Annotated in this window: 11 protein-coding genes; 4 read left to right on the top strand and 7 right to left on the bottom strand. The window is 42.4% G+C overall.

Annotated features, from left to right (window positions below; translation table 11 throughout):
* Nucleotides 1-7: 7 nt before the first annotated feature.
* From BMX50_RS20720 to BMX50_RS20695, 6 genes are all read right to left on the bottom strand, one after another.
* Nucleotides 8-592, bottom strand: a complete 585-nt coding sequence (locus BMX50_RS20720; RefSeq protein WP_091213030.1) for a c-type cytochrome — start codon at nt 590-592, stop codon at nt 8-10.
* Nucleotides 576-1,112, bottom strand: coding sequence for a DUF3341 domain-containing protein (locus BMX50_RS20715; protein WP_091213026.1), 537 nt, complete (start codon nt 1,110-1,112; stop codon nt 576-578). Before BMX50_RS20715 ends, BMX50_RS20720 begins: the two co-directional genes overlap by 17 nt.
* Before the next feature lie 5 nt (nt 1,113-1,117).
* Nucleotides 1,118-2,590 carry an NrfD/PsrC family molybdoenzyme membrane anchor subunit gene (nrfD, locus tag BMX50_RS20710; RefSeq protein ID WP_091165019.1) on the bottom strand — a complete coding sequence of 491 codons (1,473 nt, stop codon included), beginning with the start codon at nt 2,588-2,590 and terminating at the stop codon, nt 1,118-1,120.
* A gap of 26 nt (nt 2,591-2,616) precedes the next feature.
* Nucleotides 2,617-5,679, bottom strand: coding sequence for a TAT-variant-translocated molybdopterin oxidoreductase (locus tag BMX50_RS20705; RefSeq protein ID WP_091213022.1), 3,063 nt, complete (start codon nt 5,677-5,679; stop codon nt 2,617-2,619).
* A gap of 36 nt (nt 5,680-5,715) precedes the next feature.
* Entirely contained in the window at nt 5,716-6,996 is a 1,281-nt protein-coding gene (locus tag BMX50_RS20700; protein ID WP_091213017.1) for a c-type cytochrome, read from the bottom strand.
* A gap of 252 nt (nt 6,997-7,248) precedes the next feature.
* Nucleotides 7,249-8,229, bottom strand: coding sequence for a deoxyhypusine synthase family protein (locus BMX50_RS20695; RefSeq protein ID WP_090530168.1), 981 nt, complete (start codon nt 8,227-8,229; stop codon nt 7,249-7,251).
* A gap of 206 nt (nt 8,230-8,435) precedes the next feature.
* Here BMX50_RS20695 and BMX50_RS20690 point away from each other — a divergent pair, with 206 nt between their 5' ends.
* The gene (locus tag BMX50_RS20690) at nt 8,436-9,563 is read left to right on the top strand and encodes a BamA/TamA family outer membrane protein (RefSeq protein WP_143065236.1); all 1,128 of its coding nucleotides are present in this window, start codon (nt 8,436-8,438) and stop codon (nt 9,561-9,563) included.
* Nucleotides 9,564-9,684: 121 nt separating this feature from the next.
* Here BMX50_RS20690 and BMX50_RS20685 read toward each other — a convergent pair whose 3' ends face one another.
* Entirely contained in the window at nt 9,685-10,284 is a 600-nt protein-coding gene (locus BMX50_RS20685) for a hypothetical protein (protein ID WP_091213009.1), read from the bottom strand.
* A 44-nt stretch (nt 10,285-10,328) separates the two neighbouring features.
* Between BMX50_RS20685 and BMX50_RS20680 the strand changes: the two genes are divergently transcribed.
* The 3 genes from BMX50_RS20680 (at nt 10,329) to BMX50_RS20670 (ending at nt 13,711) form a co-directional block, all read left to right on the top strand.
* Nucleotides 10,329-11,201 (top strand): transglutaminase-like domain-containing protein, encoded by an 873-nt coding sequence (locus tag BMX50_RS20680; RefSeq protein WP_091213005.1) that lies wholly within the window; start codon nt 10,329-10,331, stop codon nt 11,199-11,201.
* 299 nt (nt 11,202-11,500) lie between these two features.
* A complete protein-coding gene (locus BMX50_RS20675; RefSeq protein ID WP_208864756.1) occupies nt 11,501-13,027 on the top strand; it encodes a sensor histidine kinase in 1,527 nt (508 codons plus the stop codon).
* A 6-nt stretch (nt 13,028-13,033) separates the two neighbouring features.
* A complete protein-coding gene (locus tag BMX50_RS20670) occupies nt 13,034-13,711 on the top strand; it encodes a LytR/AlgR family response regulator transcription factor (RefSeq protein WP_244281059.1) in 678 nt (225 codons plus the stop codon).
* The last annotated feature ends 65 nt before the right edge of the window (nt 13,712-13,776 follow it).

The following is a 13,776-nucleotide window of genomic DNA, read 5'->3' as shown; positions in this document are numbered from 1 at the left end:
CTTTTTCTTATAAGGTTTGTAAATGGTGAACATACATGATCACTTTCCAGCGTTCTTCGGGAGCAAGCTGAGAAGCGTATGAACCCATAGCATTTACACCGTAAGTAATGGTATGATAAATTTTACCGTCTGTAAGGTCTTTCATGTTACCACCGCGTGATGACTGGCCTTTTGAATATGATGGAGGAGCCGGATAACCGTGCTGTACCACTAAGCCATCTCCCTGACCGTTAACACCATGGCAAGGTGAGCAGAAATGCTCAAACAAAATCTTACCTTCAGCATAGTTAGCCTGGGTTTGCGCCAGTACCGTTTTAACCTCAACGCTGGCTAACTCATAACCTTCTTTGGTATTTGGATAATCAAATTTGGTAAAGCCAACCGGAATAGTTCCCGCAGGTGGTACCTGGGCAGTTTTACCATCTTTAAAGTTGTTATTTTTTTGATCCGGATCGTATGCCAAATGCTCGTACATATTAGGTGCATACTCCCAGCCGGTGCTTCTTTTATCCTTGCACGATGTAAAAACTATCGAAGCAGCGATAATAGTAACAATTGTTCCTAATATTTTAATTTTATTCATAGCTAACATATTTTCTGTCGTTATGCTTAACTTCTGTAGCGCCCGCTTCTTTTAGTAAATTAGTTATATCGTCGTGAGGAATGCTTCCTTTAGCGTTAATTGCAATTACAAACTTATCGTCAGTTGCACGCAGGTCCATTACCCTTGGCGCACGGCCCGGGAACAGGTGACTTGCAAAGAAGAAGGTAAAGGTCATACCAAACGAGGTCCACAATACCGTCCACTCAAATGTAACCGGGATAAAATCCGGGATAGCGAAAAAGTTCTTACCACCGATGTTGATAGGCCAGTCATGAACCAGCATATAATAAACCATGCTGAACATAATGGTGCCACCTAAACAACCGAACATAAATGCTGCATAACCAAGACGCGAATCCTTGATGTTTAATTTAGCCTCGATACCGTGGATAGGCATAGGTGTATAAACGTCATAAATAGGTACGCTGTTCTTTTGCAGCTTATCGATCCCATGCATCATATCATCGGGATCATCAAAAACGCCTAATATATATTTAGTGCTACTCATTAGTATTATGCTTTTAAGTATTCAGACTGTTCAACACTATCAAATTTCTCCAGCGAAGCGATATAAAACTCTGCTTCGGCAGGTACAACATGGCCTTCGTCCATAAGTTTTTTCTTAGCCTGCTCGCTTGAGCTCTTCAGCAGTAATTTCACCTCGGCCATAGCCACTGAAGGTAATACCCTGATGAACAACAGGAACATGGTAAAGAATACACCGATTGAACCGATGAACACGCTCACGTCAACCCAGGTTGGATAGAACATAGCCCAGCTTGAAGGTATAAAGTCGCGGTGCAGTGAGGTAACGATAATTACAAAACGTTCAAACCACATACCGATGTTAACCACGATTGATAATACCCATGACAGCGGAATGTTGGTACGGATCTTTTTGAACCAGAACAGCTGTGGGGTAATTACGTTACAGGTCATCATGCTCCAGTAAGCCCACCAGTACGGACCGGCTATACGGTTTGCGAAAGCATATTGCTCATACTCGTTTTGTGAGTAGAAAGCGATGAACAACTCTGTTAAGTAAGCCACACCTACTATCGAACCTGTTAACATGATAATCTTGTTCATCGATTCGATGTGGAACATGGTAATGTAGTTTTCCAGGCCTAAAACCTTACGTGCTATAAGCAACAGGGTTTGTACCATGGCGAAACCCGAGAAGATCGCACCGGCAACGAAGTATGGAGGGAAGATGGTAGTGTGCCATCCCGGTTCCAATGAAGTTGCAAAGTCCATTGATACGATGGTGTGTACCGAAAGTACCAGTGGTGTTGAAACACCTGCCAGGATCAACGATACAGTTTCAAAACGCTGCCAGGTTTTTACTGAACCTGTCCAGCCGAATGAAAGTACCGAATAGATACGGCGGCGGATGCCTTGTGCACGGTCACGGATGGTAGCGATATCAGGCAATAAACCTGTGTACCAGAATACCAATGAAACCGAGAAGTATGTTGAGATCGCAAATACGTCCCAGATAAGCGGTGAGTTCCAGTTTACCCATAACGAACCGTATTGGTTTGGTAGTGGTAAGGAATAAACAGCCATCCATGGACGGCCCATGTGAGCGGCGATATAAGTAGCCGCGCAAATTACCGCGAAGATGGTCATCGCCTCGGCCGAGCGGTTAATAGAGTTACGCCAGTTTTGACGGAAGAGTAACAATACGGCGGAGATCAGCGTACCGGCGTGACCGATACCTACCCACCATACGAAACCGGTAATGTCCCAGGCCCATCCTACTGTTTTGTTCAGGCCCCATTCGCCCAAACCGAACCAGAAGGTCCAGCTGATTGCGAAAACCCAAAGCGAGGCGCCAAGCGAGGCTACACTAAAACCGATCCACCAGGCTTTACCCGGCATATTTTCTACAGGACGTAATACATCATTCGTAATTTTTGCATACGTGATGTCCTTACCCGTAATTAACGGTTCCCTTATTATTGATTCACTATGAGATGCCATATATCTTAATCTCTGTATATAAAAATTTATGCCTGAGCTTCAGTTTCTATTATATTTCTAACTTTTGTCTGGTAACCAATACCTGGCTGTACGTTAAGTTCTTCAAGCACGTAGTAAGTTCTTTCACTTGCAAGTGCTTTTGAAACTTCAGAGTTAGGATCATTTCTGTTACCGAACACGATAGCGTTGGCAGAACATGTTTGCTGACAAGCCATTTTGATTTCGCCATCTTTAAGCGGGCGTTTTTCAATTTTAGCTTTCAGTTTACCAGCCTGGATACGTTGGATACACATTGAACATTTTTCCATAACACCACGGAAACGTGTAACCACATCCGGGTTAAGTACTAATTGTGTATGCTCACCTTGCAGGTAGTTATCAAAACGCGCATCGTTCCAGTAGTTGAACCAGTTGAAGCGACGTACTTTGAACGGACAGTTGTTAGCGCAATAACGGGTACCTACGCAACGGTTGTAAGCCATGTGGTTTAAACCTTCAGACGAGTGAACGGTAGCTAATACCGGGCACACAGTTTCGCAAGGTGCGTGGTCACAGTGCTGGCAAAGCATTGGCTGGTGCACAACCGATACATTGTCAAAGTTTTCAAGCTTATCAATTTCCTTTTCTTTAGTAACCGCTTCTTCGCTGTTACCGTGGTCATTGTAGCTGTAGTAACGGTCGATACGGATCCAGTGCATTTCACGACGACGTGAAACCTCATCTTTACCTACAACCGGGATATTGTTTTCTGCAGAACATGCAACCACACAGGCACCGCAACCGGTACAAGCGTTAAGGTCAATAGCCATTACCCAGTCATAAACAGGGCGATCATGGTTATCCCAAAGAGATTCGCCATTGTAATCTTTACGGCCATGCTCGTTACCACTACCTGCAGCAGGGTTCTTTTTGTATTCAACAAAAGTAGCCTCGCGGATCACGCTCCTGCCCTCATATGAGTGGTGGGTTTGTGTTTGTGCAAGCGGCGATTTGTAACCTGCCGACTTGAATGATGCTACAGCGGCTGTTTGGAAAGTACCGTTGCTTAAGCTAAAGAATGGGAAGGCATTTTTACCAACGTTGTTACCAACCGGACCAGCATTTGTACGGCCGTAGCCTACAGCAACTGACAAAGTACCTTGTGTTTGACCTGGCTGCGCCAATACCGGCAACTCAACTGAGTAACCGTTAGCTTCAATTTTAATCACATCGCCTTCTTCCAGTTTCAATTTCTTCATATCAGAAATTGACATGGCAGCGAAGTTGTCCCAGGTAACTTTTGAAACCGGGTCAGGAAGTTCCTGTAACCATGGGTTATTACCACGTTTACCGTCACCTATAGCCTGGCTAACATAAAGCTGCAATTCAAATTTGTCGCCATCCGCGGCAACAGCTTTGCTCTGGGTTAATATTTTTTGTGTTACACCGGCAAGATCAAGGCTAAAGTTGTAAGCACTTGCTGCTACCGGAGCAGCTATTACCATACCCGTTTGTAAAAGGGTTTCCCAGCCTTTTTGACCAGATAAGCCACCTTTTGCCAACAAACCTGAATCCCAGGTTTTACGTACGTAAGTGTAATAATCTTTTATTGGGTTTTCCATCCAAACCAATAAGCTATGCTCGGCCTGGCGGGTGTTATAAACCGGGTTAATTGTTGGCTGAACTACAGTGTAGTAACCTTCAACAGCGTTAGCATCACCCCATGTTTCCAAATAATGGTGGTTTGGAGCATTAACGGTAGCTAATAACGCTGTCTCATCGTCATGATCAGCAAATGATACGTTTAAACGAACGTTTTTAAGCGCTGCTTTAAATTCATCATTTTTATAGTAATCGTAAGCAGGGTTAGCATTCAGGAAGAATACAGCACCAACATCACCGCGTTTTACTTCGTTTACAAACTCAACAAATGCAGCGTCGTTACCGGCGTATTGTTTTGAAGGGTTATCTAAATCAATAGTAGTACCGTAGCTACCTAATAAGGAGTTGATAGCGTTAACCAATACTTGTGTAGCAACATCATTTGAGCCTGAAACAACCAATGCTTTACCTTTAGCAGCTATTAATTCTTTAGCGGCTAACTGGATAGCAGTATCAACTTTTTTGCTGCCGGTTGCTTTTGAACCTGGTAACGTGGTACCAGATATTGCATTGTAAAGGTTTATTAATGCAACACCAATTTCAGACGGCTTGGTAGTGATACGGGCATCGGCATTAGTACCGGTCATGCTCATACCAGTTTCAAACTGAATGTGGCGGGACATTTTTTTGTTTGCCAGCGATTTGCTGTTACGGTTTGAAACGTACTGGCGGGTAAACTCTTCGCCAGAGATCCAGGTACCTAAGAAATCAGCACCGAAACTTACAATTACATCGGCTTTATCAAAGTTGTAGTGAGGCAATACTGCTTTACCAAAACTGTTTTGATTGGCCTGGATGATACCGGTGTATGAAACCGCATCATAATTGATATGTTTTGTAGTAGGATATTTTGCGATGAACTCGGCAATAACTGCTAATGTTGAAGGGCTGTATACAGTTGAAGTAACCAAACGGATACCTTTACCTGCCGCAGCAATAGCTGCAAGCTCTTTCATTACATAAGCGTCAACCTCGGCCCAACCGGCTTCGTTACCTTTTAATTTAGGATCCTTTAAACGGTTAACATCATACAGGTCAAGTACCGAAGCCTGAGCTTGTGCACTTAAACCGCCTTTTGAAAACACGTCATTAGGGTTACCCTCAACTTTGATAGGGCGGCCTTCGCGGGTTTTAACCAGGATAGCCTGACCTTCGTAGCTTGAAGAGTAGTAGTTAGCCACACCCGGGGTAACCTCTTCAGGTTTAATCAGGTATGGAATTGATTTATGCACCGGCACTTTCTGACAAGCCGCCAATGTAACTGCTCCAACACCAAAGCCAAGTGCCTTTAAAAAGTCACGGCGTGGAGTTTTAGCTGACAAACCAGATCCGCTAAGCACTTCCTCGATAGGAATTGGCTCTGCAAATTCGTTTTTATTTTTCTCAACAAATTCTGGTGTTCTGTTTAGTTCTTCTAAACCTTTCCAGTATTTTTTATTGCTGTCCATTTAAGCTATATAAACTGTAATGCTAAATTCTTTTTATTAATAGTGACACTTACCGCACTCGATACCGCCTAATACGGCAGCTGTAACTTTCTCACCTTTCTTGATCTTATCGTGTGCAGCCAGGATGCTGTCATAGTAAGCATTGCCTTTACCGTTAACTTCGGTACGTTTGTGGCACTGGATACACCATTTCATGGTAAGCGGAGAGTATTGGTAAACCTCTTTCATTTCCTGTACCGGACCATGGCACTGCTGACATTTAATACCGCCAACTTTTACGTGTTGTGAGTGGTTAAAGTAAGCTAAGTCTGGCAGGTTATGAACACGCACCCATTGGATAGGTTTAGCTGCAGTGCTGTCATACTTCTGTGTTTTTGGATCGTAACCCAAAGCATCATAAATTTTGTGGATCTCTTCCGACTCGGTTTTAACAACCTTGTGGCAGTTCATACACACGTTTAATGAAGGGATAGAAGCATTTTTTGACTTGTATGCACCTGTGTGACAGTACTGGCAATCAATTTTCATGATACCGGCGTGCAACTCGTGCGAGTATTTAATTGGTTGTACCGGCTGGTAACCCTGGTGTACGTTGGTGTTCCATAAAGAAACCCAACCCCAGCTACACATAGCAACAGTGCCTGCAACCAATATAAAGAATACCAGTTTTTTGTTTTTAAGGATTTTGGTAATGAATTCCTTTTTAGCGTCAACTGCAACAGCACCTTCGGCGGTAACAACTTCGTCCTCAATAACAAGGTCTTTGTTTTTAAGAAGGATACGCTCCAAAGAACCTACTACCCTGTTCAATACCAGGATAACAATGAAAGCGATAACAATGATACCGATCAAACCGAAAACAACCATATCACTTGGGCCGCTTTCAACTTTGGCACCAGGAGTTGCAGCACCTGCCGCAGGTTGAGACTTCATGTCTTTCCAGGTAGTACGAACGTAGGTTAAGATATTACCTACATCAGCATCGCTAAGGTCAGCGAATACGGTCATGCCCGACTGGTTATACTCATTATAAATTTTGAGTGCCTTAGGGTTTTTAGCAGCAATCAGCGCCTGGTTGTTCTGGATCCACTGGACAAGATATTTATCATCAGTTTCTTCAGTAAGTTGCGGGCCTAATGCCGGACCAATTAAACGGGTGTCGATTTTGTGACAGGTAGTACATTTTGATTTGAAAATGGCCTCGCCTTTAGCAGCGTCAGTTTGCGCGTACGCAGTAGATAAACTCCAAAAAGCAAACCCGGCAATCAGTAAAACCGACCTTGAGAATTGTTTAAGAATCAATGAGAAACTTCTCATACAGTGTATTTATGCTAAATAATTTTTATATTAATGATTGAAACTGTTGTAAGATGTATGTTTCATCGGATAATTACAGGCACAAAAGTATAATTTTATACACTATCGGTGACACATAAATGACACCAACCTATAATTTATAATCGTTCTAAATAGACAAAAAACCTCATTTAAACGCTGCTAAATGCATATTAATGTCATTTGCCATTTTTTCCGAATAATTACAATCCAACTTTAATTATAAAATTTTATCTATTGTTTTAGTAACCAGGCAAAAATAAGTGGTGCAACAATGGTTGCGTCACTCTCTACTATAAATTTGGGGGTATGGATGTCAAGCTTGCCCCAGGTGATTTTTTCGTTTGGAACAGCGCCCGAGTACGAACCATATGAAGTGGTTGAATCAGAGATCTGGCAGAAGTAGCTCCAGAAAGGTACATCATGCATTTCCATATCCTGATAAAGCATCGGCACAACACATATTGGGAAGTCACCTGCTATACCACCACCAATCTGGAAAAAGCCTATGCCTTTGCCCGATGAGTTTTTAGTATACCAGTCGGCAAGCCATGCCATGTATTCGATACCGCTTTTCATGGTTGATGCTTTAAGCTCGCCTTTAATTACGTATGAAGCAAAGATGTTGCCCATTGTTGAGTCTTCCCATCCCGGTACAACGATAGGCAGGTTCTTTTCGGCAGCAGCCAGCATCCATGAGTTTTTAGGATCAATTTCATAGTATTGCTCCAGCTCGCCGCTTAATAATATTTTGTACATGTACTCATGCGGAAAATAACGCTCGCCGCTGTCATCAGCATCTTTCCAAATCTTGTGGATATGTTTTTGCAAACGGCGGAAAGCTTCCTCTTCCGGGATGCAGGTATCGGTAACACGGTTATAATGATTTTCAAGCAGGTCCCATTCTTCCTGAGGGCTCAGGTCGCGGTAATTAGGTACCCTTTTGTAGTGTGAATGTGCTACAAGGTTCATGATATCCTCTTCAAGGTTGGCGCCGGTACATGAAATGATCGCAATTTTATCCTGGCGGATCATCTCGGCCAGCGAAATACCCAGCTCGGCTGTACTCATGGCACCTGCTAAGGTTACCATCATTTTACCGCCTTCTTCAAGGTGTGTTTCATAGCCTTTAGCTGCATCCATTAATGCCGCGGCGTTAAAGTGCAGATAATTTCTTTCAATAAACTGCGAAATAGGTCCTCTTGTAGTGCTCATAATATTTCAATAAAATTTCAGCCGCAAAAGTAGACATTTTAGTTAAATTGAATTTTAAATGAAACTTTATCTTTTTATAACCATTTCATACTGAAATTTAACCTTACATATCCCCTCCCCCTCAGCGTATTGTCATCATAATTTTAAAATACTGTCCACAGAACCTTATAAAGCAAAATGGGTTATATTAGCCACTACAAACACCTATGAAGAAACTTACCATAATAATACTGTTCTGTGCCCTCTCAACAAGCTCCTTTTCACAAATATCCCGGGCTATAAAGCGCATGTATTTTGATAAAGATACCACACGCAAAAGCAGCTTTGTTATTTTGCCTGTATTAAGCTCAGCCCCCGAAACCGGGCTTGAGGTTGGCGGCGCCGGTCTCCTTTCTTTTTATACCGATACGTCAAAACTCAATACACGGGTATCCAATGTTTTTGGCTATGCTTCTATTACTACAAAAGGCCAAAGCCGTTTAAGCCTTACTACCAGCTACTGGACACCCGGAAACAACTATCACCTCACCGCAGGCATCAGTTACATCAATTTCCCTTTCGATTTTTATGGAATCGGTAATCATACATTAAAGGCCAACTCCGACAGGGTTGGGCAAAAACGGTTCAAAGTAAATTTTACTGCCGAAAAAAAGATTTCCAATAACCTGTACGCCGGCATAATAGGCGGCGCCTGGGATTACAAGTTCAATGACGACGATAAAACAGGCATATTTTATACTGATCCGCGCGTTGAAAACCGCGACGGCGGACCAAGTGTTTATATAGGCCCTACTATTATATTTGACAACCGGAACAATAATACTTATACCACCAAAGGCCTTATTGTAAACTCCTATTTCCAGGCCATACATGGCATGTTTGGCAACAATGATTATAAAGGAGGGTTCTTTAACATCGAATACTCCCAGTTTTTTTTGCTGGCACCTAAATGGGTATTGGGCCTTGACGTACAGGAACAAAGTTTAACCGGCAGCACTTCACCGTTTTATTTATTGCCCGATCTGGGAAGTGATGAACTGATGCGGGGATATTACAACGGCCGTTTCCGCGACCGTAACATGATTGCCGGCCAGGCCGAACTGCGCTACCGCCTAAGCGACCGCATTGGGTTTGCCGGTTTTGTTGGCGGAGGTGAAGTTTTTAAAAGCAGCTTCAGCACATCTGAACTAAAGCCCAACTACGGTGGCGGCATCCGTTACTTTTTTGATGTGGAAAAAGGACTTGCCGTACGTATTGACTATGGCGTAGGTCAGAAAATCCCGAACGAAAAAAGATTAACCGGCTTTTATATTGGATTGGGCCAGTCGTTTTAAGAGTGTCTGAACTCGAATTAAACGAATTTGGTGAATTTATCGAATGTTAATTCTTTTGAATTTCTTTTTACAAATTCTGTCCGATTCAATTAATTCGTTTAATTCGAGTTCAGACAACCTATCAATACCTCACCCTAAAATCTTCCTTACTCATCCCCGGTTTAAAAAAAACCAGACCAATAAAATACAAATCAATAGTTACCCTAACCTGTTGATTTAATTTAAGCTGCTCCCATGATTTTTTGGCGGAAACATTGCGATGGATGTTTGTAAATATGATAACGGTATCATCATGAACAGATGACATAATCTCTGTAAGATAATTGGCAGGGCCCTGTTTCAACGCATCTGCCAGGATCATATCAGCCGGGCGAATGCCATGTGCTGCTAATGATATACTTTGAACTTCGGGATTAGCTTGTTTGATAACAAATTCAGTAATATAATCCTCCGTATCAGCTAATAATATCGTTTGGGGATTAAAGTAAACAGTAAACCGATAAAGCAATCGGTAAAATTTTAAAGGCAACGTATTTATCACACGCCTGTCAGAATGTTTTTTTTGGGCGATTTCTTTAATCTCACGGTACACTTTTTGGTCGTGATAATCGTAAATAACCGTATCGATCAGCTTGTAAACAAATGGAGAGTGTATGCCGTGCCTATTGTTGGCTCCCAAACGGTGCCGCAGGTAATTAAGCCCATACCTTATATTATACATCGCTGTAAAAATAGAAAAGGTTTAGTATTTTAGCATTACAGCGTATGATAAATCCAACAGAAGTAAATTCATTGATCCGCTTGCTGGATGATCCGGACAGCGAGATCTATGAACATGTGTATAACAAATTGTTTTCATATGGTGCCGAAGCCATAACATACCTTGAATCGGCATTTGAACAAGCTTTTGACCCTATCCTGCAGGAGCGTATTGCCAACCTGGTTCATGAAATTCAGTTCAGCAATCTTAAAAACGATTTAAAACTCTGGAACCAAAGCGGCGCCTTCGATCTGCTGCAGGGTATTCTCGTCATTAACCGCTATCAATACCCCGATCTTGACGAACAAAAGGTAATTAACCAGATAGAGGCTATCAAACGCGATATCTGGATCCAGATGATGAACGAAGCCAGCCCTAAAGAGCAGATTAAGCTCATCAATCATGTATTTTACAATATCTATGGTTTCAGTGGCAACACGGCCAATCACCTTGATCCTCAAAACAGCTACCTGAGCCAGGTGCTTGAAACCAAAAAAGGCAACCAGATTTCGTTAGCCATCATTTATTCTATCATAGCGCAAAAACTGGATATACCGGTGTATGGTGTGAACCTTCCGCAGCACTTTATACTCGCCTACCTTGACGAAAGCATGCAAAGCGAATTTGAAAGCGGGATCCTGTTTTATATCAACGCCTTTAATAAAGGTTTCCTGTTTGGCAGACGTGATGTGGATATGTTCCTGAAACAGCTTAATCTCAAATTCGATAAACAGTTTTACGAGCCATGCTCTAATACAGATATTATTAAGCGCGTGCTCCGTAACCTCATCAGCGCTTATGAAAACCTGGGATCGGCCGAGAAGGTACGGGAGCTGAATGAGCTGCTCCAGATCATGGATGATGCCCGGGGGGAGTAATTTTAGTAGCAGTTTTTAGTAGCAGTTGCAGTAATTAGTAGCAGGCTTTAGCAGCAGCAGCAGTAATGTCTATTAATACAATTAGTGTATCATTAAAAATAACTGCTACTCAAGTATGCCACTGCAACTAAAAAACAACTGCCACTCGCCGCAGCTACTGCTACTAAAAAATGACTGCCACTCGCCGCTGCAACTGCAACTAAAAAAAAGCAAACCCATCACACCAGGAACCGGTTTCATCCCATTTATTTATTCAGTAGTATTGTGCATTATACCTTGCGGGCATAATTCAAAACAATATGAACGATCTGCTGAAAAAAAACCTGAACCTTAGCAAAATTGAATTTTGGGCCGCAACCACTATTTACGCTTTTGCCGTTTTACTGTTGCTAACCAAAGTTGCCGACAGTAATTACAAAGAAATATGGACCCCATACAGGTACATGTTCAACAACTACCACCTGCATTACTCCTATTCTAAATATTACTTTTTCCCGGAAGTATTTAGATATACCGGCTATTATGGTGCTTTTTTACTTTGGAACTTCGTTATTGTTCCTGCCCTGGCCGAAAAAAGACGAATTGCCTGGAACATTATTTTAGCAGTAGCCCTGCTTGTTGCCCTTTGGGGATTATTTGGCATTACCGACACCTGGTTAAAAGGATACCTGTTTTACCATAAATCTGCCGAATATGTTTATAACATTGTTTTTAAAACAAATGTGTTATATGCTTTATGGGTAATGATGATGCTTACTTTTTACAGCATGATCAAGTATTCGGCAAGTTTTCTGTTAGGTAATGTCGAAAAAATCCAGACTAAATACAGGGTGCTTACTCACGATTGCATTATTGCCATTGTGGTTTTCATGATCATTGCGTTTTTCATGGCGCTTTTTGATGCACCCATTGAATTGATCAGCACTTTCGTTATCGTGGGTCCTGTAGCTATTGGTATTTATGCTTTATCATTTTACAGTCTTATTCCGCAAACCTTAAGCAATAACCGCGGGATATTTAACTACCTGTTAAAGATTATTGGCATCATGATCATCATTGGCGTACCAATAGGCTTTATAACAGCCTTAATTTTTGATCAAAAAGACCCTGTGCTCATTATTTTTGGTTTCAATAGCGGCATACAAATTTTGTTAACTGCGCCCTTTGCATGGATAGTTTACAAACGCAAACTGGCAGGTAACCAGGAGATCACTTACCTTAAAACCGCCCTCGGTCGCTCAACCGCCGATTTGGATTTTCTTCGCTCACAAATTAATCCGCACTTTTTATTTAACGCTCTTAATACCTTATATGGCACCGCCCTGCAGGAAGATGCCGAACGTACCGCCGAAGGTGTACAGCGCCTGGGTGATATGATGCGCTTCATGTTGCAGGAAAATATGCAGGAAAAGATACTGCTGGTACGCGAGATCGATTACCTCAACAATTACATTGCCCTGCAAAAATTGCGCACCCAAACCTCGCCGGATATTAGTATCGTGCTGCAAATTGAAGATCATGTGAATGCCCTGCAAATTGCACCAATGCTCCTGATCCCGTTTATTGAAAATGCCTTTAAACACGGCATTAGCTTACGCGAACCATCCCACATCAACATCAGCCTGCAAACCAAAGAGAACACGCTTTACTTTGATGTGCATAACAGCATCCATCCTAAGATTGCTAACGATACCGAAAAATATAACAATGGTGTAGGACTGGAGAACGTTAAACAGCGGCTTGTTCTTTTGTACCCCAATAAACACGAGCTGGTGATCCGCGAAAGCGCCAAAGATTTTTTCATACATTTAACCATACAACTGTAATAAGCTTTGATAACAGCAATAGCCATTGATGACGAACCTATAGCTCTTGATGTGATCCGCTCACATGCTGCCAAGGTGCCATTTCTTGATCTAAAAGCCGAATTTACAGATGCCTTTAAAGCGATGGATTATTTGCAACGCGAACCGGTGGACCTGCTTTTCCTGGATATTAAGATGCCCGACATTTCGGGCATCGACCTGTTAACGTGCCTCAACAAAAAACCGCTGGTAATATTTACCACCGCCTATACCGAACATGCCGTTACCAGTTTTGAGCTCGACGCGGTTGATTACCTGCTGAAACCCTTCGCGCTTACCCGTTTCATGAAGGCCTGTAACAAAGCCTATGAGCTATATAACTTCAGGAACACTGCCGAGGTGAAGGATTACATTTTCCTAAAAACCGGTTATGACCAGGTGCGCGTTAATTTTGATGAAATCTATCACCTGGAAGCCACAGGCAATTATGTCAATTTTGTGTTAAAGGATAGCAAGGTAGTTACCCGAATGACCATTACCGAAGTTGAAGCCCTGCTTCCGACCGAGAAATTTATCAGGATCCACCGGTCGTTTATTGCTGCCGTAAGCAAAATTGATAAGATAGAGCGTCATCAGGTAACCATCAACGGCTTTATGTTGCCTGTAGGCGGCGCTTATATTCAGAATTTGGGGATGATCAAATGATATTAGCCGATCGTGGAGACACGACCGGAGGGGGACATGACTAAAGAGAATAGAAAGGGTCTCCC

This window comes from Mucilaginibacter gossypiicola, assembly GCF_900110105.1.
Lineage (GTDB): Bacteria > Bacteroidota > Bacteroidia > Sphingobacteriales > Sphingobacteriaceae > Mucilaginibacter > Mucilaginibacter gossypiicola.
The sequence above is the reverse complement of the archived record's forward strand: the minus strand, read 5'-3'. Positions and strand labels throughout refer to the sequence as shown.

Coding starts and splice junctions, on each gene's coding strand:
- BMX50_RS20720 (WP_091213030.1), bottom strand. CDS start 592: ATGTTAGCTATGAATAAAATTAAAATATTAGGAACAATTGTTACTATT.
- BMX50_RS20715 (WP_091213026.1), bottom strand. CDS start 1,112: ATGAGTAGCACTAAATATATATTAGGCGTTTTTGATGATCCCGATGAT.
- nrfD (WP_091165019.1), bottom strand. CDS start 2,590: ATGGCATCTCATAGTGAATCAATAATAAGGGAACCGTTAATTACGGGT.
- BMX50_RS20705 (WP_091213022.1), bottom strand. CDS start 5,679: ATGGACAGCAATAAAAAATACTGGAAAGGTTTAGAAGAACTAAACAGA.
- BMX50_RS20700 (WP_091213017.1), bottom strand. CDS start 6,996: ATGAGAAGTTTCTCATTGATTCTTAAACAATTCTCAAGGTCGGTTTTA.
- BMX50_RS20695 (WP_090530168.1), bottom strand. CDS start 8,229: ATGAGCACTACAAGAGGACCTATTTCGCAGTTTATTGAAAGAAATTAT.
- BMX50_RS20690 (WP_143065236.1), top strand. CDS start 8,436: ATGAAGAAACTTACCATAATAATACTGTTCTGTGCCCTCTCAACAAGC.
- BMX50_RS20685 (WP_091213009.1), bottom strand. CDS start 10,284: ATGTATAATATAAGGTATGGGCTTAATTACCTGCGGCACCGTTTGGGA.
- BMX50_RS20680 (WP_091213005.1), top strand. CDS start 10,329: ATGATAAATCCAACAGAAGTAAATTCATTGATCCGCTTGCTGGATGAT.
- BMX50_RS20675 (WP_208864756.1), top strand. CDS start 11,501: ATGAACGATCTGCTGAAAAAAAACCTGAACCTTAGCAAAATTGAATTT.